Source organism: Micromonospora sp. RTGN7 (assembly GCF_033804645.1).
Lineage (GTDB): Bacteria > Actinomycetota > Actinomycetes > Mycobacteriales > Micromonosporaceae > Micromonospora.
This window is the reverse complement of record NZ_JAPZLF010000005.1, coordinates 222,930-242,008: the sequence shown is the minus strand read 5'-3', so window position 1 is coordinate 242,008 and position 19,079 is coordinate 222,930. Positions and strand designations below refer to the sequence as shown.

Genomic DNA, 19,079 nt, shown 5'->3' with positions numbered 1-19,079 from the left:
CATGGCGTACGCGACGATCAACGACACATCTCTGTGGTACGAGGTGGAGGGACAGGGACCACACCTGTTGCAACTGCACGGCCTCGGCCTCGGCCACGCCAACTTCGCCCCGGTGACCCCGTTGCTGCGTCCGGACTTCACCGTGATCGACTACGACATGCGCGGGTTCGGCGACAGTGACAAGCCGCCGGCGCCGTACTCGATCGAGGGGTGGGCCGACGACGCGATCGGGCTGCTCGACCACCTCGGCCTGGACGCCGTCGACGTGCACGGCACCTCGTTCGGGGGCATGATCGCCATCGTGATGGCGGCCAAGTACCCGGACCGGATCAAGCGGCTGGTCATCGGCTGCTGCATGGCCCGCTACGACAGCCTCGCGATCCTCAACAAGAAGGTGTGGAAGGCGATGGCGACCGCGACCGGGATGGGCGAGGAGGTCGCCAACCTCATCGCCTCGCAGGCGTTCAGCCGGGCGTTCCACGACACCGACCGCGCACCGGCCCAGGTGGCGGCGATGGGCGCCGCGTTCAAGAAGAACGACCCTGAGCTGTGGAAGCACTTCTGCGACCTGCTCTGCGAGGCGGATCTCACCGGTTACCTGCCGCAGATCACGGCGCCGGTGCTGGTGACCAGCGGTGACCAGGACATCATGACCCCGGTGGACTCCGGCCCGGCCGGGGTCGGCACCCGGGAGATGGTCCGGCAGCTGCCGAACGCCTGGCTGGAGCTGCTGGAGGGCTGCGGCCACCTGCACCTGGTCGAACGGCCGGAGGAGAGTGCGAAGCTGGTACGGGACTTCATCCTCGACGGGACGATCAGCGGGAAGACCGTGCTCGCGGAGACCGACGGGCGATGACGACACTGGTCACCGGCGGCACCGGTTTCGTCGGTCAGCACGCCACGGCGATCCTCGCCGGGCAGGACGAGCGGGTCCTCGCCCTGGACCCGCTCCCGCCCCGGGAGGAACTGCGGCAGGCCGGGGTCGAGTACGTCCGGGGTGATGTCTCCGATCTTCGATCGCTGCTGGCCATCCTGGCCGAGCACGGCGTGGACCGCGTCATCCACCTGGGTTCCCTGCTGGCCCCGGCCTCGGCGGAGGATCCGTACCGGGCGCTGGAGGTCAACTGCGCCGGTACCCAGAACATCTTCGAGGCGGCGCGGATCCTTCGACTGGCCAATGTCACCTGGGCCACCTCGATGGCGGTGTTCGGGCACAGCGCCGCGGCGTTGGCCGAGGGTGAGCTGCTCACCGAGCACACCCCGCACTCACCCGACAACGCGTACGGGGCGACGAAGTCGTACTGCGAGCACATCAGCCGCGCGTACCGGCAGCGGTACGGGGTGAACTGTGTGGGGCTGCGGCTCGGGTTGGTCTACGGCGCCGGGAAGGTACGCGGCGAGGGCCTGTTCACCGAGCAGTTGTTCCAGCGGCCGGCGCTCGGGCAGCCCGGGGTGGTCCCCTACGGCGACGATATCTACTGCTGGCAGTACGTCCGGGACGTGGCGGCGGCGTTCACGCTGACGTCCCGCCTGGACAGCGCCGACAACGCCGTCTACAACCTGCCCGGGACGGTACTGACCATGGCCGACGCGGTCGAGACGGTACGTACGCTGGTGCCCTCGGCCGAACTGACGGTCGAGCCGGGGGTGCTCGGTTTCCCGTACCGGATCGACGCCTCCCCGCTGACCGCCCTGCTGGGCGACTCCCTCCGGCTGACGTCGATCCGCGACGGTTTCGCCGCCACGATCGAGGGAATCGCCGCCCGGGCCGGCCGATGACGCCCCGGGGTCGAGGGGACTCGACATCGGGGATCGAGCCGACCGGGCTCGCGGGGAAGGTCGCGATCGTCACCGGTGGTGGTTCGCGGGGCGACGGCGTCGGCATCGGTCGGGCCACCGCGATCCTGCTGGCCCGGCGGGGAGCCCGGGTGGTCGTGGTGGACAGCGTCCGGGAGTGGGCCGAGGCCACGGTCGGCCTGATCGAGGCGGAGGGTGGCGAGGCGGTCGTCGTCGAGGCCGACGTGACCAGCTCCCCATCGTGTGCGGCCCTGACCCGGACCATTCTGGAACTCTGGGGCCGGATCGACATCCTGGTGAACAACGTCGGGGTGGTGGGGCCGCCCGGTGACGTGGTCGACGTCGACCTGGACGACTGGGACCGGTGCCTGCGGGTCAATCTCAGCTCGATGGTGCTGATGTCGCGGCATTGCGTTCCGGTGATGCGGTCGGGCGGCGGCGGGTCGATCGTCAACACGGCTTCGGTGGCCGGGTTGGTCGGCGGGCACCCGTCGATCGCCTACCCGACCACCAAGGGCGCGGTGGTGCAGCTGACCCGGGCGATGGCGGCGCAGCACGGTCCGGAGGGGATCCGGGTCAACGCCGTCGCTCCGGGGCTGGTGTGGACTCCGATGGTGTCCAGTACCGGGGTCTCCGAGCAGGATCGCGAGCGGCGTCGTCACCGTTCCCTGCTGCGTACCGAGGGCACCGGGTGGGACGTCGGCGAGGCGATCGCCTTCCTGGCCGGTGATCGCTCCCGGTGGATCACCGGGGTGGTGCTTCCGGTGGATGCCGGAGCAACGGCGGGACTGGGTGTCACCTCGGGACACCTGACCGGTGTGGCCGCTGATGCCGGGCCGGCCGCCGGGGCTGTCGACGGGTCGCCCCTGAAGGGATGAACGAAGACGATCGGGTAGCGGTACGTCCGCCACCCGATCGTCTTCTTCCCGCTCCGGTGACCGGTTCGGCCCCGGTGAGTGTGGCCGGGCCGAACCGGTTCGGTGGGTCAGCTCCTCGCGGCAGCGCCGTCTGGGCTACTCGCTTCGGCAGCGACCAGGCCGTTCGACGCGAAGTGTTCGGCGAGCAGCTCCCCGGCGTGTCGGAGGTGCTCGGTGACCGCTCGTCTGGCTGCTTCCGGGTCGTGGCTGGCCAGTGCTCGTACGATCGAGGAATGGTCGTGCAGGGACGCGTCCGGCCAGCCACCGATCATGGAGTAGAAGCGGCGGGGCACGTACTTGGTGACGAAGCCGAGGAACCAGAGCAGCTTTCCTGAGCCGCCACTGGTGTTGATCATCCGGTGGAACAGGTGGTTCAGGCGTTCCATCTCGTCGGTGTCGCCGTTGCTCGCCGCCTCGTCGATGCGGCCCTGAAGGGCTTGCAGCTCGGCGAGCTGTTCGTCGGTGAGGGTCGTGGCCGCGCGGGCGGCCAACTCCCCCGCGATCAGTGCCTGGGCGATGAACAGGTCGCGGATGTCCGCCGGGGCCAGCGGAGCGACCACGAAACCACGCCGGGGCTGGAGTTGGAGGAAGCCCTCGGCGCGCAGCGAGAGCAGTCCTTCCCGGACCGGGGTGACGCTGATCTCCAGCGCGGCGGCGACCTGTTCCTGACGAAGGTGCTGTCCGGGCCGGAGCTGTCCGGACATGATCAATTCTCGGACGTAGCTGGCTGCCTCGTCACTGAGCTGCATCCGCTTGTTCTGGGACTGAGCGCCGTTGACGGGTAGGTTCATCCAGAGTCCTCAAATATGAAATATGGCCGACCCAGCATACTGAATCGGTCCTCGGATACGAGAGGCGGCCCGACCTCGGCGTGTCGGTCGGGCCGCCTCTCTCACCAACGGCTGAGGCCGAACAGGTTACCAATTTCGTCGCGTTCGTCGATACGCCAGGCCGCGTGCCACAGGGCCGCCGCGCGATCCCCCAGGCGGGGACCGACGAGCAGGTCGAACTTGGCCCGTAGCCGCTCATCGGACATCGGCCGGTCGACGCTGCCGGTGGCGTGTGCGATCGAGACCCGGTGCGTCGCGCCCCCGGTCGTGCGTACGGTGACCTCGCAGGCGTCCTTGGGCATCGTCGGGTCGGTGCTGGCCCGCACCTTGCGGCGTAGGGCGATCACCGACTCGTCCCGCGCCCGGGCGTCGCTGTACTGGGCCGGTCCGGCGCCGCCGTCGAGGAATCCCACCGCGAAGCAGTGGTAGACGGAGAACTTGCTGCGCAGTCCGTCTTCCGGTTCCTCGACCCCCATCACCTGCAACACCACCGGGCGGACCACCACGTCGACCGACTCGATGACCTCCGGTCCGGACAGGACGTCGCGTAGCTCGATGGCGGCGTCGATGACCGGGTGGCTGACGATCCCGCAGCTGTAGGGCTTGAACGCGTTCGCCTCGATCTCCCAGGCCCGGCCCAGCTCCCGGGTGGCCTCGGCCAGGTCGGGTTCGGGCGCCGACAGGGCCGCGAGGCCCCGCCGGCCCTCCAGCGGCGCGTCGGGCCCGGTGAACCCGGCGGCGGCCAGCAGCGCGGCCTCCACCCCGTCAGCGGCGGCCTTGCCGGGATGCATGGACTTGCTCATCGTGCCCAACTGCTCGGTGGTGCCGGCAGCCTGGGTCGCCGCCAGCGAGACCGCGTGCCGCATCCGGGTGGCGTCGAGTCCGAGCAGCCGGCCCGCCGCGACAGCGGCACCGAGATGCCCCATCGTGCCGGTCAGGTGCCAGCCCCGGTCGAAGTGTCCCGGACCGAGCGCGTTGCCGACCCGACAGGCCACCTCGACTCCGGCGGTGACGGCGGTGAGGAGGTCACGCCCTGAGGCGTTGGTGAGTTCGGCCGCGGCGAGAGCGGCCGGCACCACCGGTGAGCCGGGATGGATCACGGTACGCAGGTGGGTGTCGTCGAAGTCCTCGACGTGCATCGCCATGCCGTTCACGAACGCCGCCCCGGCGGCGGTGAGCGTCTCCGCGCGGCCGAGCACCGGGTGGCGCCCGCGCAGGCCCAGGTCGCCCAGGGTGGCGACGGCGATCTCGACGGCGTCGTGGCGGCAGGCGTCCACGGCCAGTCCGACGACGTTGACGAACGTACGCCGGGCGGCGTGCCGGGCCGATTCCGGGATCTGGTCCCAGGTCAGGCCGCTGGCGAACTCGGCAAGCTCGGCGGTGAGCCGGACCGGGCCCGGTTGCGCTCTTCCCGTCATGCTGGCTCTCCCACGATCGTCGTCAACAGGTCGCCGCAGGAGGTGGCCGTGGCCAGGCCGCGTACCGCCGCGATGACCTCGGGGCCGTGTCCGGGTCGGGTCCGGTCGACCAGGGCGGTGACCTTCAGGTCGAGTTCGGTGTCGGTCATCGGTCGCGCGACGCTGCCCCGGGCATGCGTGACGGATTCGGTGAGTACCGACCCGTCCGGGACCACGACCTCGACGGTCGCCGCGTCGCGGGCCATCGACTCGTCGACGATCAGGGTGGTGGCGGCACGGAGGGCGGTCACGTCCGGGGCGACCACCCGGGCGTCCTCGTACTGGGCCAGCCCCACCACACCGTCGGCCAACGCCGCGGCGACGCCGTGCATGGTGCTGAACCGGGCGGCGAGTCCGGTCTCCGGTGCCGGGTTCCCGGTCAGCTCGGCGACCAGGGGGTGGCAGCGGACCCGTACGGCCACCGGTGCGCGGCCGTCGAGCCGGGCGTGCAGCCGCTCGGCGGCCTCGATCGCGGGATGCGCGACGATCCCACACGGATACGGCTTGATGGCGTTGTCCAGGAACTCCCACCGGGTCCCCAGCTCGGTGGTCAGCCGGGCGAGATCGGTCCTGGGCGACAGCGCCCGGAAGTAGCCGCGTGGGCCTTCCAGCGCCGTCGGGGAGCCGGTGAAGTCCCGCCGGGCCAGGGCAGCCGCCAGTACGCCGTTGGCGGCGGCCTTGCCGGGGTGGAACGGCTTGACCATCGTGCCGAACCCCTCCCGATGCCCCAGCGTCATGCTGGATGCGATCGCGATCGCGTTGCCGAGCTGCCCCGGGGAGAGCCCCAGGAGCAGGCCGGCGGTGACCGCGGCGCCCAGGGGGCCCACGGTTCCGGTGATGTGCCAGCCGTCGTCGTAGTGCCACGGTGTCATCGTCCGGGCAAGCCGAAGCTGGGTCTCCAGCCCGAGGGCGACCGCGTCGAGGAGTCGGGGTCCGGTGGTCCCGTGGTCCGGCAGGACCGCCACCACGGCGCCGAGTACGGCCGCGCCCGGGTGTACGACGGTGTCGAGGTGGGTGTCGTCGAAGTCGTCGAGGTGGGCGGCGAGCCCGGTCGCCAGCGCGGCGCTCAGCGGATCGAGGCGCTCCGCGCGGCCGGGCACCGGAGAGCGACGCTCACCCCCGTTCTCCAGCGCGGTGGCGATGACGATCTCGACGGCCCGATCACGGCTGGCGCCGATCGCGGTGGCGACGACGTTCAGCAGGCTGCGGGCCGCGTGCGCGCGGAGTTCGCCGGTCAGGCCGGTGCGGGACAGCTCGACCAGACCTCGGGCCAGCTCGTGGGCGGCCGGATCTGTCGTGCTCACGCGGTCGGCTCCCGGACGTACTCCACCAGGATCCGGTCGGCTCGCCGGGGGTCGACGAAGCCGATCGTCGTCCCCCGCGAGCCGGGGCGGGGCACCGTGTCCATCAGGTGCATGCCGCGCGCCTCGGCATCGGTCAGCGCGATGGCGACGTCGTCGACCAGGTACGCGCAGTGATGGATACCCTCGCCCCGGTCTCGGAGGAACTGGGCCACATCGTCCTCATCGGACTTCGGCTCGAGCAGCTCGATCAGGGTGGCGCCGGCCCGGAAGAAGGCGACCGTCAGGGTCGGGAACTCCTCGGCGCCTTCGTACGGCAGGCCGAGTTGGGTCTCGAAGTGCTCCCGAGACGCCTCGATCGAATGTACGGCCCAGCCGAGGTGGTGTAGCTGCATCGTTCCTCCTGCTCGCGGCTGAGCTCCGGACGCTCAGCGGCGCTGGCATACTGTGTATCATATTTTTCATCTCCGAGATATTCTCGTGCCGACCGAGGTCAGCACCTGACTCAGAGACCTTTCGCATGCGGGGAGAACCAGCAACACACCAGGACAAGGAGGACCCGTGCTCCCTCTGGATGGCCTCGTCGTCGTCTCACTCGAACAGGCCGTTGCCGCTCCGTTCGCCACCCGGCAGCTCGCCGATCTCGGCGCGCGCGTGATCAAGATCGAACGAGCTGAGGGTGACTTCGCCCGGGGCTACGACCGAACTGTGCACGGCCAGGCGAGCTACTTCGTCTGGCTGAACCGCTCGAAGGAGTCGGTGGTCCTGGACCTCAAGTCACCGGGCGGCCGAACCGCGCTGCGTCGACTGCTCGCCCAGGCGGACGTGTTCGTGCAGAACCTCGCCCCAGGGGCGGTGGACCGGCTCGGCTTCGCGGTCGAGGAGTTGCGCGCCGACCGGCCAGAGCTGATCACCTGCTCGATCAGCGGCTACGGCAACGGCGGCCCCTGGCGTGACCGCAAGGCGTACGACGCGCTCATCCAGTGCGAGACCGGCCTGCTCTCCATCACCGGCACCCCGGAGACGCCGGTGAAGGTGGGGATCTCGGTGGCCGACATCGCCGGTGGGGTCTACGCCTACAGCGGCATCCTGACCGCGCTCTACCGTCGGGAACGCACCGGCGAGGGCTGCGCGCTGGAGGTCTCGCTCTTCGACGCCCTCGCCGAGTGGATGTCGCAGCCCGCGCTGATGGCCCAGCACACCGGAACGGACCCACGCCGGTTCGGCGCCCACCACACGATCATCGCGCCGTACGGCCCGTACCCGGTCGCCGACGGCACCGTCCAGCTCGCCGTCCAGAACGAGCGTGAGTGGCGTCGCTTCGCCTTCGAGGTCCTCGAAGCGCCGGCCCTGGCCGACGATCCACGGTTCGACAGCAACTCCGATCGGGTGGCCCACCGGGCGGACCTCGACCAGGAGCTGGCCAGGTCGATGAAGCGGTTCACCGTCGCCGAGCTCACGGCCCGACTCGACCGGGCCGGGATCGCCAACGCGACGGTCAACACCGTGACGGACTTCCTCGACCACGTGCAGCTCACCGCGCGGAACCGGTGGACGAACGTGGCGACCCCGGGCGGTGAGGTGCGGACCCTGCTGCCCCCGGTCATCTCGGCGCAGATCGACGTGCGGGTCGATCCGGTGCCCGCCCTCGGCCAGCACACCCGCACCGTGCTGGCCGAGTTGGGGTTCACCGATGAGGAGATCGCGCAGATGAGTACCGATGAGGCTCCCCGATGACCGTCAAACCCGGCTGGACCGGCCGGTTCCTCGAGGACTTCGAGGTCGAGGACATCTACGAGCACCCGTTGGGGCGCACCATCAGCTCGACGGACAACACCTGGTTCACCCTGCTCACCCAGAACACCGCTCCCCTGCACTTCGACCACCACTACGCCAGCCAGACCGCGTTCGGCCGCCCGCTGGTGAACTCGTGCCTGACCCTGTCGGTCGTCACCGGCCAATCCGTCACCGACGTGTCGCAGAACGTCTTCGCCAACCTCGAGTGGGCCGAGGTCCGGATGCCACATCCGGTCTTCGAGGGGGACACCCTCTATTCCCGCTCCGAGGTACTCGGCGTCCGACCGTCGAGTTCGCGCGCTGACGTGGGCGTTGTCGAGGTCCGCACGACTGGTTACAACCAGGACGGCACGGTCGTGGTGACCTTCCGCCGGACCCTGCTGGTCTACCGGCGGGGACACGGCCCGCGGCGTCCCGCACCGGCGGTCGCCGCGTGAACACCACCGGCACGCGGCGACCGGTGGAGACCGCCCGGACCCTGCTGTTCGTGCCCGGGTCCCGTCCCGACCGCTTCGGCAAGGCCGTCGCGGCTGGGGCTGACGAGGTCATTCTCGACCTGGAGGACGCGGTCAGCGGGCCGGAGAAGCCGGCCGCGCGGCAGTGGGTCCGGGACTGGCTGCGCGGCACCGGTGCCGCCGCGGTACGGATCAACGCCGGTCCGGAGCAGGCCGATGACCTGAGCGCCCTGGCAGGCGTACCCGGGCTCACCGCCGTGGTGGTCGCGAAGGCTGAGGATCCGGACGTACTCCAGCTGGTGGGCGACCGGCTCGGGGTCCCGGTGCTCGCGCTGATCGAGAGCGCCCGGGGGGTGGCCCGAGCCCGTGAGGTCGCGGCTGCCCCGGCGGTGGCCCGGCTGGCGATCGGCACGGTCGACCTGGCCCTGGACCTCGGGGCTGAGGAGGCGTGGGAGCCGTTGCTGTCGGCCCGCGCCGAGTTGGTCATCGCCTCCCGACTGGCTGGCCTGTCCGGTCCCGTGGACGGGGTCAGCGCCGGGCTCGACGACGAGCGGGAGGTGTTCACCGCCACCGAGCGCGCTCGGGCACTGGGGTTCACCGGCAAGCTCTGTGTCCATCCCCGGCAGATTCCCCCGGTGCATCGCGCGTTGCGGCCCTCGGCGGACCGGGTTGCCTGGGCGAGGCAGGTGCTGGCCGCGACCGACACGGGGTCGTCGGCCGCCCGGGTCGGCGCGGAGATGGTGGACCTGCCCGTCCGGCTCCGGGCCGAGCGGATCCTGGCCGCGCACCGTGCCGCCGTGGGCGAGGCACGGTGACTGAGATCGGCGAACTGGGCGATCCGTCGCTGACGGAGGCACTGGTCGCCGAGGTGCGCCGTCCGGTCGACGCGGATACGCGCGGGATCGCCGCGCTGCACGTACTCGACTGGATCGCGACCGCGACGGCTGGCCTCGGCACCGAGGAGGGCAGCATCCTCACCGCGTTCGCCGCCTCCGCCGACGACGGTCCGGCGTGGGCCATCGGGTACGGCGAACGGGCCGAGTCGACCGCCGCGTTCGTCAACGCGGGGCTGGCTCTGGTGCTGGAGATGGACGCCACCCATCGACGGGCCAGGCTGCATCCCGGGCCGGTGGTGATCGCGGCGGCCCTGGCGATGGCCCAACGACAGGCTGCGACCGGGGCGCAGTTCCTCGACGCCGTGGTGCGGGGGTACGAGGTGATGATCCGGGTCGGTGAGGCGACCGGGCCCACCCATTACCGGTACTTCCATCCGACGAGCACCTGTGGCGCGTTCGGGGCCGCGGCAGTCGGCGCGAGCCTGCTGGAGCTGACCGACCGTCAGTGGGTCGACGCCCTCGGCAACGCGGGCAGCCGTACCGGTGGTCTGTGGCGTTGCCGCCTCGAACGGACGATGTCCAAGCTGGTCCACGTCGGGGAGTCGGCCGGCGCCGGACTACGCGCGGCGCGGCTGGCCCACCTGGGGCTGACCGGTCCACGGCACATTCTTGAGGGAGAGCTGGGCCTCTTCGCGGCAAGCTGTCCGGACGCCGAGCCCGAGGCCGTCAATCGGCCCGGCGGCACCGAGTGGAAGATCAGCGAGACCTCCCTCAAACCGTGGCCGGGCTGCCGGCACGCGCACCCCGCCGTGGACGCCGCGCTTCGGCTGCGGGGGCGCCTGGTGGCGGACGGGGTGCCCACCGGGGAAGTCGAGGAGATCGAGGTCGTCACCTACCCGGAGGCGTTGGGCTTCACCGATCAGCCCCGGCCGGCGTCGACCCCGGAGGCGTTGTTCTCGGTCCAGCACCTGGTGGCTGTCGCGCTGGCGGGTGGGGAGCCATCCCTGGACGACGTGGCCCCGCCGGCCCTGCGTGATCCCGACCTGGCGGCGATCCGGGCCCGGGTGCGGGTGGCCAGCGGGGAACCGTACGCGTCGGCGTACCCGTCGAGTTGGGGGGCGCGGGTGTCGGCGGCATACCGGGGACGGTGGTACCGCGAGCAGGTCCGGGACACCAAGGGCGATCCGGAGTCACCCATGACCGCCGGTGAGATCGAGGCCAAGGCCGGCCGGTTGTTCGAGCGGGCGGGCCTGACCGGGGCCGAGATCGCCGCCGGGCTGGCGGCCGTGGCAAACCTGCCCACCGCGGGTGGGCTGGGGCAGCTCGCCGCCGTGCTGCCCGGTAGAAGCGGGCCGGGTCGCGCCGGAGCAGCCCGGCAATGATCGCCGCAGGTCCGGCCCGGTGGGCTCTTGCCCTGACCAGTCAGAAAATATATTATTTTATGGATACTCGAGCCGGGCGAAGGAGATCACGTTGTTCTTAGTTTCCGCCGAGGAACGGGCGATTGTGGACCTGGTGCGGGACTTCGTCGACAGCGAAGTCAAGCCGGTCGTCCGAGACCTCGAACACGACAACGTCTACCCCGAGGACCTCATCAAGCAGATGGCGACCATGGGGATGTTCGGCCTGACCATCCCCGAGCCGTACGGCGAGGTCCGCGTCTCCACCGTCTGTTACGCGATGGTCACCGAAGAGCTCGCCCGGGGCTGGATGTCGCTGGCCGGCGTGATCGGCGGGCACACCGTGGTGGCCAAGCTGATCCTTCTCTACGGCACCGAGGAGCAACGACAGCGCTACCTGCCCCGGATGGCCACCGGTGAACTGCGCGCGACGATGGCGCTCACCGAGCCCGGGGGCGGATCAGATCTCCAGGCCCTCCGCACGGTGGCTCGCCTGGACGGCGACGAGTACGTGGTCAACGGTTCCAAGACCTGGATCACCAACGCGCGCCGGTCCGACCTGGTCGCGCTGCTGTGCAAGACCGACCCGACGGCCACGCCGCCGCACACCGGGATCAGCGTTCTGCTGGCGGAGAAGGGGCCCGGCTTCGACGTCTCCCGCGATCTGCCCAAGCTCGGCTACAAGGGTGTGGAGAGCTGTGAACTCAGCTTCGACGACTACCGGGCGCCGGTCGACGCGGTGCTCGGTGGTGTGCCCGGACGCGGGTTCGTCCAGATGATGCGGGGCCTGGAGATCGGCCGGATCCAGGTCGCCGGGCGGGCCGTCGGGGTCGGCCGGGCCGCGTTCGAGGACGCGTTGCGCTACGCCCAGGAGCGGGAGAGCTTCGGTGTCCAGATCTGGAAACACCAGTCGATCTCGAACTACCTCGCGGACATGGCGACCAAGCTCACCGCGGCTCGGTTGATGCTGCACAATGCGGCGGAACGCCTGGACCGGGGCGAGCGCTGCGACCTGGAGGCGGGGATGGCGAAACTGTTCGCCTCGGAGACCGCCATGCAGATCGCCCTGGACGCGTTGCGAATCCACGGCGGCTACGGGTACTCGACGGAATTCGACATCGAACGGTACTTCCGGGACGCGCCGCTGATGATTGTGGGCGAGGGCACCAACGAGATCCAACGCAACGTCATCACCCGCCAGCTCATCAGCCGGCAGCGGAGCCAGAGCTGAAGCGTGCCCGGTCGGCGGCTCCGCCCGCCCCGGGGCACCCTTTCGGCAGCGTCCTTGAGGTCACGGCAGGCCAGCGCCACCGCGAGGACACGGACCAGGAGACGATCGCATGACCGACCCCAATCCGGCATCCACGCCCGACCCGACCCTCGGAGACCGGCGGCGGCCGACCGTACTGAGCACGCTGCCGGAGAAGATACGTCCCGACCGTGCCGCGCTGCTGATCATCGACATGAGTAACGACTTCCTGCACCCTGCGGGCAAGACGATCGTCCGGGGCGGCCGGGACGCCGGCGCGGCCTGGGCCGTGGTACCGGTGCAACGCCGGCTCATCGACGCAGCCCACTCCGCCGGGGTGCCGGTCATCTATGTGTCACACACCACCCTGCCCGACCACGCCAGTGACTCCGGGCCGTGGCTGGACGCGCGCAGCCGGGCGAGCTTCTCCGTCGTGGACATCTGCGTCGACGGATCCTGGGGGCAGCAGGTGATCGACGAACTCACCCCGGCCGAGGACGACATCCGGGTGAAGAAGTACCGCTACAGCGGGTTCGCCGGAACCAACCTCGATCTGGTGCTGCGCAGCCTCGGCCGGTCGACCGTCATCTGCGCCGGTGTGTCCACCAACGCCTGCGTCGAGGCGACCGCGCGGGAGGCGTTCAGCCACGACTACTACGTGGTCATCCCCGAAGACGCCTGCGCGTCGTGGGACATGGCACTGCACCAGGCCACCCTGGACACCGCCCGACACCGGTACGCCACAGTCGGCCCCGCCGCCGACATCATCGAGATCTGGTCGAGCGCACAGGAGCGGCGATGACCCCCACGACACCACGGATCGCCTACTCGTACGGCGAGAGCGGCGCCGGGCTGCAACCACCGGCCCCCGGCAAGCGGCTGATCGCGCACGTGGTGCTCAACGTCGAGCACTGGCCGCTGGACGCCCCGATGCCCCGTAAGCTCCTGGGCAGCCCGCATGGTGCGGACCACATCCCGGACGTGCCGAACTACAGCTGGGCCGAGTACGGCATGCGCCGAGGGCTACCCCGGGTGGTGTCGGCGCTCACCAGTCGCGGGCTGCCGGCCAGCGTCAGTTTCAACGCCGCCGTCATCGACGCCTATCCGGAGGCGGCCGGGCGGCTACGGGACACCGGCTGGGAGTTCATCGCCCATGGTCTGCACCAGCAGGCGCTGCCGTCGGCACCGGACGAGAGCGTGGTGATCGACGAATGCCTGCGCAAGATCGAGGAGTTCACCGGCCGGCGACCCCGGGGATGGCTCGGTCCCGGCCTCCAGGAGACCTTCAGAACTCCCGACCTGCTGGCCGCAGCCGGCGTCGACTACACCTGTGACTGGGTGATCGACGACGTTCCGGTCTGGCTGGCGGCCCAGCCGAGACCACTGGTCGCGCTGCCGTACTCGCTGGAGTTGAACGACAGCATCATCTACGCCACCGAGAAACACTCCTCCGACGAGATGTACCGGCGATTTACCGAGACCGTCGAGGTGCTCGCCGCCGAGGCGGCGCTCGAACCGAGGGTGCTCACCCTGCCGATCCATCCGCACATGGTCGGGGTGCCACACCGGATCCGGTACTTCGACCGCATCCTGGACGAGTTGTCGAATCGGGGGGACACCATCTTCCTCACCGGCAGCGAGATCTGCGACTGGTTCACCGCCCAGCGCCCGGCGGCGGAGCGCTGACGGCCGGGCCAGCCGTTACCGGACGTTGGGCGAGACGACACGGTCACGAAGCACGTTCGCGTCCACCTCGACCTCGGGATGCAGGCGGGCCAGCAGGTTCGCGGCCGCCCAGTGCGTGGCGGCGCGGCACCCGTCGAGCAGCCCCGCAGCGGCGAGGACGAAGGAGCCGAGGCAGATCGAAGGTGGGCGGCTCGCTGCTCCCAAGTCGTTCTCACCATCTACACCGCCCACGACCACCAGTGGCTGACCCGACCGGGGTACGTCGACGCGGCGCAGGCCGCCGTCAGCGGCCCGCCGGTCACCTCGCCCCAACCCAGCTACGAGGCGTTCACCTCCGGCGCCGGGGAGTTCCTCGCCTGGGTGTTCGTGCCGCAGTAACACCACCGCCGGTCGGCGGCCAGGACGAAACCGTCCACGGTCGGTGGGACCAGTGGGTGTCGGCATACGAACGGCCCTCGGCCGAATAGCCGAGGGCCGTTCGCGCGTGCGTTCGTCAGCCGACGGGGCCGAGCCTCTTCGCCAGGTCCACGAACCCTGCCCAGGCGGGCGGCGCGAAGGCCAGCGTGCCGCCATCACGGTCCTTCGTGTCACGGACGAGGACAACACCGGGCAGGTTGTCGGCAACCTCGACGCACGATCCGCCGTTGTTACCGCTCTTCGTGCTCTTCCGCCATTGCGCCTGGCTCATGTTCATGATGCCGCTGCCTCCCTGATGAGGTCCAGTGACTGTGCCCGGGAGAGGGCTTCGCCGCGAATGCGCTCCCACCGTCGGACCAGCGTAGCAACGTCGGAAGCCTGGTTGATGATCTGCGCGCGTGCCTGGCTGTCGACGTGTGCGACGTGTCCGCCATCGGGTAGTTCGGCGAGGATGATCGGGCCGCCGAGACCCGGGTACATGCCGACGGTGGCTGGCACGATGTAGACCTGCGCCGAGGGACGCTGTGCGTACTCGGCGAGGTGTTCGCACTGCTCGCGCATGAGGTTCCGGTCGCCGTACGCCGATCGCCGCAAGACTGCCTCGTCAATGATCGCGATGACCGGCGAGCCGCGCACCCGCCCGGAGCTGTGGCAGGGGAACGGTGGCCGGTGGTGAGGTCGACTCCCGGTCCGCTGGTGCTGGAGTTGCACTGCGCGGCGGGCCCCCGGTGGCTGTGCGAGGCCGACGGTGAGCCGTTCCCGTGCTCCGTGTGGCCGGCCCTGCCGATGGACGACCACCTTCGCGGCGCACTTCTGGCGGGCTTCACGCTGTTCCTCCGTCCGGCGATCCGCGACCTGCGGGGCCGCTGATGCCCGGCATCCCGCACCTCCCGATCCGGCCCCTCTGGTTGTGCAGACGCTGCGGGGCCCCATGGCCGTGCGGCCCGGCCCGGCTGTCGCTGCTGGCCGAGTACCAGGGCAACCGCATGGCCTTGCTGTTCTACCTGGCGATACTCCAAGAAGAGGCGACCGCGCACCTGACGGAGCTGAATCCGTCGAATCCGCCGGCCGACCTGACCAACCGCTTCCTGTCCTGGGTACGCGCGCCGCGATAGCCCGCCCCGGCCGGTCCCCTCCCCCGGGACCGGCCGGGGCGGGCCTCGTCCTGCCTGAAACCGCCTCGCTACACCGATGAACGCAGCGCCTGCGAGATGTCGCCGCATCGACCCTCGCCGACCTGCACCGGGCAGCCGGCAAGTAGTCCGTCACGACAGAATCCGCCGTCACGCCTCCTGGAACAAGCTGCCGATCGCACCGGTGCCGCGATCAGCCGGCGCAGCAGCCGCCGGCACCAGAGTCCACGGCGACCAGCGACAGCGGGGTGGCCAGCAACCCACCGGCCAACCCCGTGGCCACCCCCCGGCCGGCCGGCTCCGCAGTGGAATCGCAGCAGCCTCCGCCGTCGACCGAGTCGGCCGGGTCGCTGCTGCACACCCCCGTCTCGGGCAGCTCCAGCCGCACCTCCCGGGCCGCCGCCCAGTCCCCCGCCAGCGCCGCGACCACCGAGCGGACCTGCTCGTACCCGGTGGCCATCAGGAACGTCGGCGCGCGCCCGTAGCTCTTCATGCCGACCGCGAAGTAGCCCGGCTCGGGGTGGCTGAGCTCGTCCACGCCGTGCGGCGGGACGGTGCCGCAGGAGTGTTCGTTGGGGTCGATCAGCGGGGCGAGGGCCCGGGTGGCCCCGAGCACCGGGTCGAGGTCGAGGCGCAGCTCGGCGGCGATGCCGTGGTCGGGCCGGAAGCCGGTGGCGGCGACGACCCGGTCCACGGTCACCGACTCATCCGCGCCGTCGGGGCGGCGCACCGCGACGGCCACCCGTCCGTCGGTCGGGGTGAGGGCGCGCACCGAGACACCGGTGAGCAGCCGGATCTCACCCGCCTGCACGTGGGCGCGCAGCCGGGTGCCGAGGGCGCCCCGGGCGGGCAGGGCGTCGGCGTCGCCGCCGCCGTACGCGCGGGCCGGCGAGGTCGCGCGGAGCGCCCAGGTCACCTGCGTGCCGGGCGCGTCGGCGGCCAACTCGGCGAGGGAGAGCAGGGTGTTGGCGGCGGAGTGGCCGGCGCCGACGACGAGGGTGTGCCGGCCAGCGAAGCGGTCGCGGTCCGCGCCGAGCACGTCCGGCAGGGCATGTTCCAGGTACGCCCCGGCGCGCTCCTCGCCCCGGGCCGGCAGGCCGGAGGCGCCGAGCACGTTCGGGGTGCCCCAGGTGCCGGTGGCGTCGATCACGGCGCGGGCCAGCAGCTCCTCGCCGTCGGCGAGTCGGACGAGGAAGGGGGCCCGCTCGCGGCCGGCGGTGCGCAGCCGGTCCAGGCCAAGGCGGCTGATCGCCACCACCCGGGCGTGGTAGCGCACGTGCGGCGCGAGCTGCGGCAGCTCCGCAAGGGGCCGAAGGTACGCGTCGGCAAGCTCCGCCCCGGTGGGCAGCGTCTCCGGGTCGGGGGCGACCCAGCCGGCGTCGACGAGGAGCCGGCGGGCGGCGTCGTCGACGTCGTACCGCCAGGGTGAGAAGAGCGCGACGTGCCCCCACTGCCGGACGGCCGCACCGGCGCTCTCTCCAGCCTCCAGGACGGTGAACGCGAGGCCGCGTTCGTGCAGGTGCGCGGCGGCGGCGAGCCCCACCGGGCCGGCGCCGATCACCACGACGGGCAGTTCGTCCAGGACGGTCATGGGGTGCTCCTCCGGTTAGACAGTCAGCAAATCAGGAACAGCCGACGACGCGGCTGCGGCGCTCGATCAGCACCACGTCGCGCCACCGGCCGTGGTGCCGGCCGACCCGCTCGCGGACGCCGACGACCCGGAAGCCGGCCCGCTCGTGCAGGGCAAGGCTGGCCGCGTTCTCGGGGAAGACGCCGGCCTGGATGGTCCAGATTCCGACGGCCTCGGTGGAGGCGATCAGCGCGTCGAGCAGCCGCCGGGCGATCCCGCGCCCGCGCGCGGCCGGGTCGACGTAGACGGAGTGCTCGACCACGCCGGCGTAGACCGGGCGGGCCGAGGTCGGCGAGATCGCGACCCAGCCGAGCACGGCATCGTGGTCGTCGACAGCGGCTAGCCGGTGGGCGGGCAGCCGAGCCGCGTCGAAGGCCGCCCAGACGGGGGCGGCGGTTTCGAAGCTGGCGTCGCCGCCGTCGAGGCCGGCCTGGTAGATCGACAGGACCCGGTCCGCGTCGGCGGCGGCCATGGGGCGGATGGTGATCCCGGTCATCAGCGCACTCCGTCCGGGCCGGGGACGTCGCTGTCTCGACGTCCGTCGAAGCAGAGACTTGCACGTTGATTAGACAACTGTCAACCTAGACCCATGTCGAAGCAAGCAGCTCTCCGGCTCGATCTCGCGGTGACGACCTGCTGCGCTCCCCTGACGCAGCGCCCGGTGCCGCCCGAGACGGCGCAGGCGCTCGCCCCGGCGTTCAAGGCACTCGGCGACCCGGTGCGGCTGCAACTCCTGTCGATGATCGCCTCGGCCGAGGGCGGCGAGATCTGCGTCTGCGACCTCACCCCGGCCTTCGACCTGACCGGGCCGACGATCTCGCACCACCTGAAGGTGCTGCGTGACACGGGGCTGGTCGACGCCGAGCGGCGCGGCACCTGGGTCTGGTACCGGGCCCGCCCGGCGATGCTGCGCCAACTCGCCGTGTTGCTCGCCGCCCCTCCGGCCGACGCCCCGTGACCACCACCCACGCCGAGCGCCCCGAGACGACGGCGGTAGTCGGCCGGTTGTCCCGCCTCGACCGGTTCCTGCCCGTCTGGATCGGCCTGGCCATGGTCGCCGGCCTGCTGCTCGGCCGGCTCGTCCCCGGCCTGGACCGTGCGCTCGACGCGGTGCAGCTCGGCGGGATCTCCCTGCCGATCGCCCTCGGCCTGCTGGTCATGATGTACCCCGTACTGGCGAAGGTCCGCTACGACCGCCTCGACACGGTGACCTCCGATCGCCGGCTGCTGGTCTCGTCGCTGGTCCTCAACTGGGTCGTCGGCCCGGCGCTGATGTTCGCCCTCGCCTGGATCTTCCTGGCCGACCAGCCGGAGTACCGCACCGGCCTGATCATCGTCGGCCTGGCCCGCTGCATCGCCATGGTGATCATCTGGAACGACCTGGCCTGCGGCGACCGGGAGGCAGCCGCCGTCCTGGTCGCGCTGAACTCGGTGTTCCAGGTGCTCGCGTTCGGGCTGCTCGGCTGGTTCTACCTGGCCGTGCTCCCCGGCTGGCTGGGCCTGCCCGGTGCCGGGCTGGCCGTCTCCGGCTGGGACATCGCCCGCAACGTGCTCATCTTCCTCGGCGTCCCGCTGCTGGCCGGTTGGCTCACCCGCCGCCTCGGCGAGCGCGCCCGGGGCCGCGACTGGTACGAGAGCCGCTTCCTGCCGAAGATCGGCCCGGCCGCCCTCTACGGGCTGCTCTTCACCATCGTGCTCCTCTTCGCCCTCCAGGGCGACGCCATCACCGGCCGACCGCTGGATGTGGCCCGGATCGCCCTGCCACTGCTGGTCTACTTCGCCGTGATGTGGGCCGGCTCGTACCTACTCGGCCACGCCGTCGGCCTCGGCTACGCCCGCACCACCACCCTGGCCTTCACCGCCGCCGGCAACAACTTCGAACTCGCCATCGCCGTGGCCATCGGCACCTTCGGCGTCGCCTCCGGTCAGGCCCTCGCCGGGGTCGTCGGCCCGCTGATCGAGGTGCCCGTCCTGGTCGGCCTGGTCTACGTCTCGCTCTGGGCTCGCCGCCATTTCACCCACTGACCCGCCCGCATCGGCAGGGACCTCCGTGACCGACCGGGCTTTCCCGGCGAGCGGTACGAGGACTGCAAGCTCGACGCCCCGAACAGGCAGCGCGGTCTTCTGTTAACACGGGGGATCCCGGCCGGACCCGCCTGTCCTAACCTGCTGAG

22 protein-coding genes and 1 pseudogene are annotated in these 19,079 nt (G+C 71.1%); 15 read left to right on the top strand and 8 right to left on the bottom strand.

From position 1 onward, the window contains the following. Nucleotide 1 precedes the first annotated feature (1 nt). The 3 genes from SNR22_RS09790 to SNR22_RS09780 are packed head-to-tail and all read left to right on the top strand — an operon-like array spanning nucleotide 2 to nucleotide 2,675. On the top strand, nucleotides 2-856 hold the full coding sequence (locus SNR22_RS09790; protein WP_320066190.1) for an alpha/beta fold hydrolase: 855 nt from the start codon (nucleotides 2-4) through the stop codon (nucleotides 854-856). Continuing rightward, nucleotides 853-1,779, top strand: coding sequence for an NAD(P)-dependent oxidoreductase (locus SNR22_RS09785; RefSeq protein WP_320066189.1), 927 nt, complete (start codon nucleotides 853-855; stop codon nucleotides 1,777-1,779). The genes SNR22_RS09790 and SNR22_RS09785 overlap by 4 nt, the downstream gene beginning before the upstream one ends. Beyond that, nucleotides 1,776-2,675: an SDR family oxidoreductase gene (locus tag SNR22_RS09780; protein WP_320066188.1), complete on the top strand. Its 900-nt coding sequence runs from the start codon at nucleotides 1,776-1,778 to the stop codon at nucleotides 2,673-2,675. Before SNR22_RS09785 ends, SNR22_RS09780 begins: the two co-directional genes overlap by 4 nt. A gap of 107 nt (nucleotides 2,676-2,782) precedes the next feature. Here the strand turns inward: SNR22_RS09780 and SNR22_RS09775 are convergent, their stop codons facing one another. From SNR22_RS09775 to SNR22_RS09760, 4 genes are all read right to left on the bottom strand, one after another. Further along, nucleotides 2,783-3,505 carry a GntR family transcriptional regulator gene (locus SNR22_RS09775; RefSeq protein WP_320066187.1) on the bottom strand — a complete coding sequence of 241 codons (723 nt, stop codon included), beginning with the start codon at nucleotides 3,503-3,505 and terminating at the stop codon, nucleotides 2,783-2,785. Nucleotides 3,506-3,606: 101 nt separating this feature from the next. Then, a complete protein-coding gene (locus SNR22_RS09770) occupies nucleotides 3,607-4,962 on the bottom strand; it encodes an MmgE/PrpD family protein (protein WP_320066186.1) in 1,356 nt (451 codons plus the stop codon). Next, nucleotides 4,959-6,305, bottom strand: a complete 1,347-nt coding sequence (locus tag SNR22_RS09765; protein WP_320066185.1) for an MmgE/PrpD family protein — start codon at nucleotides 6,303-6,305, stop codon at nucleotides 4,959-4,961. Before SNR22_RS09765 ends, SNR22_RS09770 begins: the two co-directional genes overlap by 4 nt. After that, complete coding sequence (locus SNR22_RS09760) at nucleotides 6,302-6,697, bottom strand: VOC family protein (protein ID WP_320066184.1); 396 nt, start codon at nucleotides 6,695-6,697, stop codon at nucleotides 6,302-6,304. Before SNR22_RS09760 ends, SNR22_RS09765 begins: the two co-directional genes overlap by 4 nt. Nucleotides 6,698-6,863: 166 nt before the next feature. On the opposite strand from SNR22_RS09760, the gene SNR22_RS09755 reads away from it, so the two are divergent. The 8 genes from SNR22_RS09755 to SNR22_RS29360 all read left to right on the top strand — a co-directional run bounded on the left by SNR22_RS09755 (nucleotide 6,864) and on the right by SNR22_RS29360 (nucleotide 14,103). Next, complete coding sequence (locus SNR22_RS09755) at nucleotides 6,864-8,039, top strand: CaiB/BaiF CoA-transferase family protein (RefSeq protein ID WP_320066183.1); 1,176 nt, start codon at nucleotides 6,864-6,866, stop codon at nucleotides 8,037-8,039. Beyond that, nucleotides 8,036-8,536, top strand: a complete 501-nt coding sequence (locus tag SNR22_RS09750; RefSeq protein ID WP_320066182.1) for a MaoC family dehydratase — start codon at nucleotides 8,036-8,038, stop codon at nucleotides 8,534-8,536. Before SNR22_RS09755 ends, SNR22_RS09750 begins: the two co-directional genes overlap by 4 nt. Then, nucleotides 8,533-9,369: a CoA ester lyase gene (locus SNR22_RS09745; protein ID WP_320066181.1), complete on the top strand. Its 837-nt coding sequence runs from the start codon at nucleotides 8,533-8,535 to the stop codon at nucleotides 9,367-9,369. Before SNR22_RS09750 ends, SNR22_RS09745 begins: the two co-directional genes overlap by 4 nt. After that, complete coding sequence (locus SNR22_RS09740) at nucleotides 9,366-10,772, top strand: MmgE/PrpD family protein (protein ID WP_320066180.1); 1,407 nt, start codon at nucleotides 9,366-9,368, stop codon at nucleotides 10,770-10,772. Before SNR22_RS09745 ends, SNR22_RS09740 begins: the two co-directional genes overlap by 4 nt. 91 nt (nucleotides 10,773-10,863) lie before the next feature. Beyond that, nucleotides 10,864-12,021 (top strand): acyl-CoA dehydrogenase family protein, encoded by a 1,158-nt coding sequence (locus tag SNR22_RS09735; protein ID WP_320066179.1) that lies wholly within the window; start codon nucleotides 10,864-10,866, stop codon nucleotides 12,019-12,021. A gap of 109 nt (nucleotides 12,022-12,130) precedes the next feature. After that, nucleotides 12,131-12,841, top strand: a complete 711-nt coding sequence (locus tag SNR22_RS09730) for an isochorismatase family cysteine hydrolase (RefSeq protein WP_320066178.1) — start codon at nucleotides 12,131-12,133, stop codon at nucleotides 12,839-12,841. After that, nucleotides 12,838-13,725, top strand: a complete 888-nt coding sequence (locus tag SNR22_RS09725; RefSeq protein ID WP_320066177.1) for a polysaccharide deacetylase family protein — start codon at nucleotides 12,838-12,840, stop codon at nucleotides 13,723-13,725. Before SNR22_RS09730 ends, SNR22_RS09725 begins: the two co-directional genes overlap by 4 nt. Before the next feature lie 111 nt (nucleotides 13,726-13,836). After that, nucleotides 13,837-14,103, top strand: coding sequence for a hypothetical protein (locus tag SNR22_RS29360; protein WP_413775614.1), 267 nt, complete (start codon nucleotides 13,837-13,839; stop codon nucleotides 14,101-14,103). A 115-nt stretch (nucleotides 14,104-14,218) separates the two neighbouring features. Here SNR22_RS29360 and SNR22_RS09715 read toward each other — a convergent pair whose 3' ends face one another. Together SNR22_RS09715 and SNR22_RS09710 are read right to left on the bottom strand one after the other, a co-directional pair. Then, complete coding sequence (locus tag SNR22_RS09715; RefSeq protein WP_320066305.1) at nucleotides 14,219-14,413, bottom strand: DUF397 domain-containing protein; 195 nt, start codon at nucleotides 14,411-14,413, stop codon at nucleotides 14,219-14,221. Nucleotides 14,414-14,415: 2 nt separating this feature from the next. Further along, nucleotides 14,416-14,781: pseudogene (locus tag SNR22_RS09710) on the bottom strand (Scr1 family TA system antitoxin-like transcriptional regulator); the annotation flags it as partial. A 33-nt stretch (nucleotides 14,782-14,814) separates the two neighbouring features. Between SNR22_RS09710 and SNR22_RS09705 the strand changes: the two are divergent. After that, entirely contained in the window at nucleotides 14,815-15,012 is a 198-nt protein-coding gene (locus SNR22_RS09705; RefSeq protein ID WP_320066176.1) for a hypothetical protein, read from the top strand. 116 nt (nucleotides 15,013-15,128) lie between these two features. Next, complete coding sequence (locus tag SNR22_RS09700) at nucleotides 15,129-15,257, top strand: hypothetical protein (protein ID WP_320066175.1); 129 nt, start codon at nucleotides 15,129-15,131, stop codon at nucleotides 15,255-15,257. Nucleotides 15,258-15,468: 211 nt separating this feature from the next. Here the strand turns inward: SNR22_RS09700 and SNR22_RS09695 are convergent, their stop codons facing one another. Continuing rightward, nucleotides 15,469-16,866 carry an FAD-dependent oxidoreductase gene (locus SNR22_RS09695; protein ID WP_320066174.1) on the bottom strand — a complete coding sequence of 466 codons (1,398 nt, stop codon included), beginning with the start codon at nucleotides 16,864-16,866 and terminating at the stop codon, nucleotides 15,469-15,471. A gap of 31 nt (nucleotides 16,867-16,897) precedes the next feature. Beyond that, the gene (locus tag SNR22_RS09690; protein WP_320066173.1) at nucleotides 16,898-17,401 is read right to left on the bottom strand and encodes a GNAT family N-acetyltransferase; all 504 of its coding nucleotides are present in this window, start codon (nucleotides 17,399-17,401) and stop codon (nucleotides 16,898-16,900) included. Between the two features lie 93 nt (nucleotides 17,402-17,494). Between SNR22_RS09690 and SNR22_RS09685 the strand changes: the two genes are divergently transcribed. Together SNR22_RS09685 and arsB are read left to right on the top strand one after the other, a co-directional pair. Continuing rightward, the gene (locus SNR22_RS09685; protein WP_320066172.1) at nucleotides 17,495-17,863 is read left to right on the top strand and encodes a metalloregulator ArsR/SmtB family transcription factor; all 369 of its coding nucleotides are present in this window, start codon (nucleotides 17,495-17,497) and stop codon (nucleotides 17,861-17,863) included. After that, nucleotides 17,860-18,930 (top strand): ACR3 family arsenite efflux transporter, encoded by a 1,071-nt coding sequence (arsB, locus tag SNR22_RS09680; RefSeq protein WP_320066171.1) that lies wholly within the window; start codon nucleotides 17,860-17,862, stop codon nucleotides 18,928-18,930. Before SNR22_RS09685 ends, arsB begins: the two co-directional genes overlap by 4 nt. Nucleotides 18,931-19,079 lie beyond the last annotated feature (149 nt).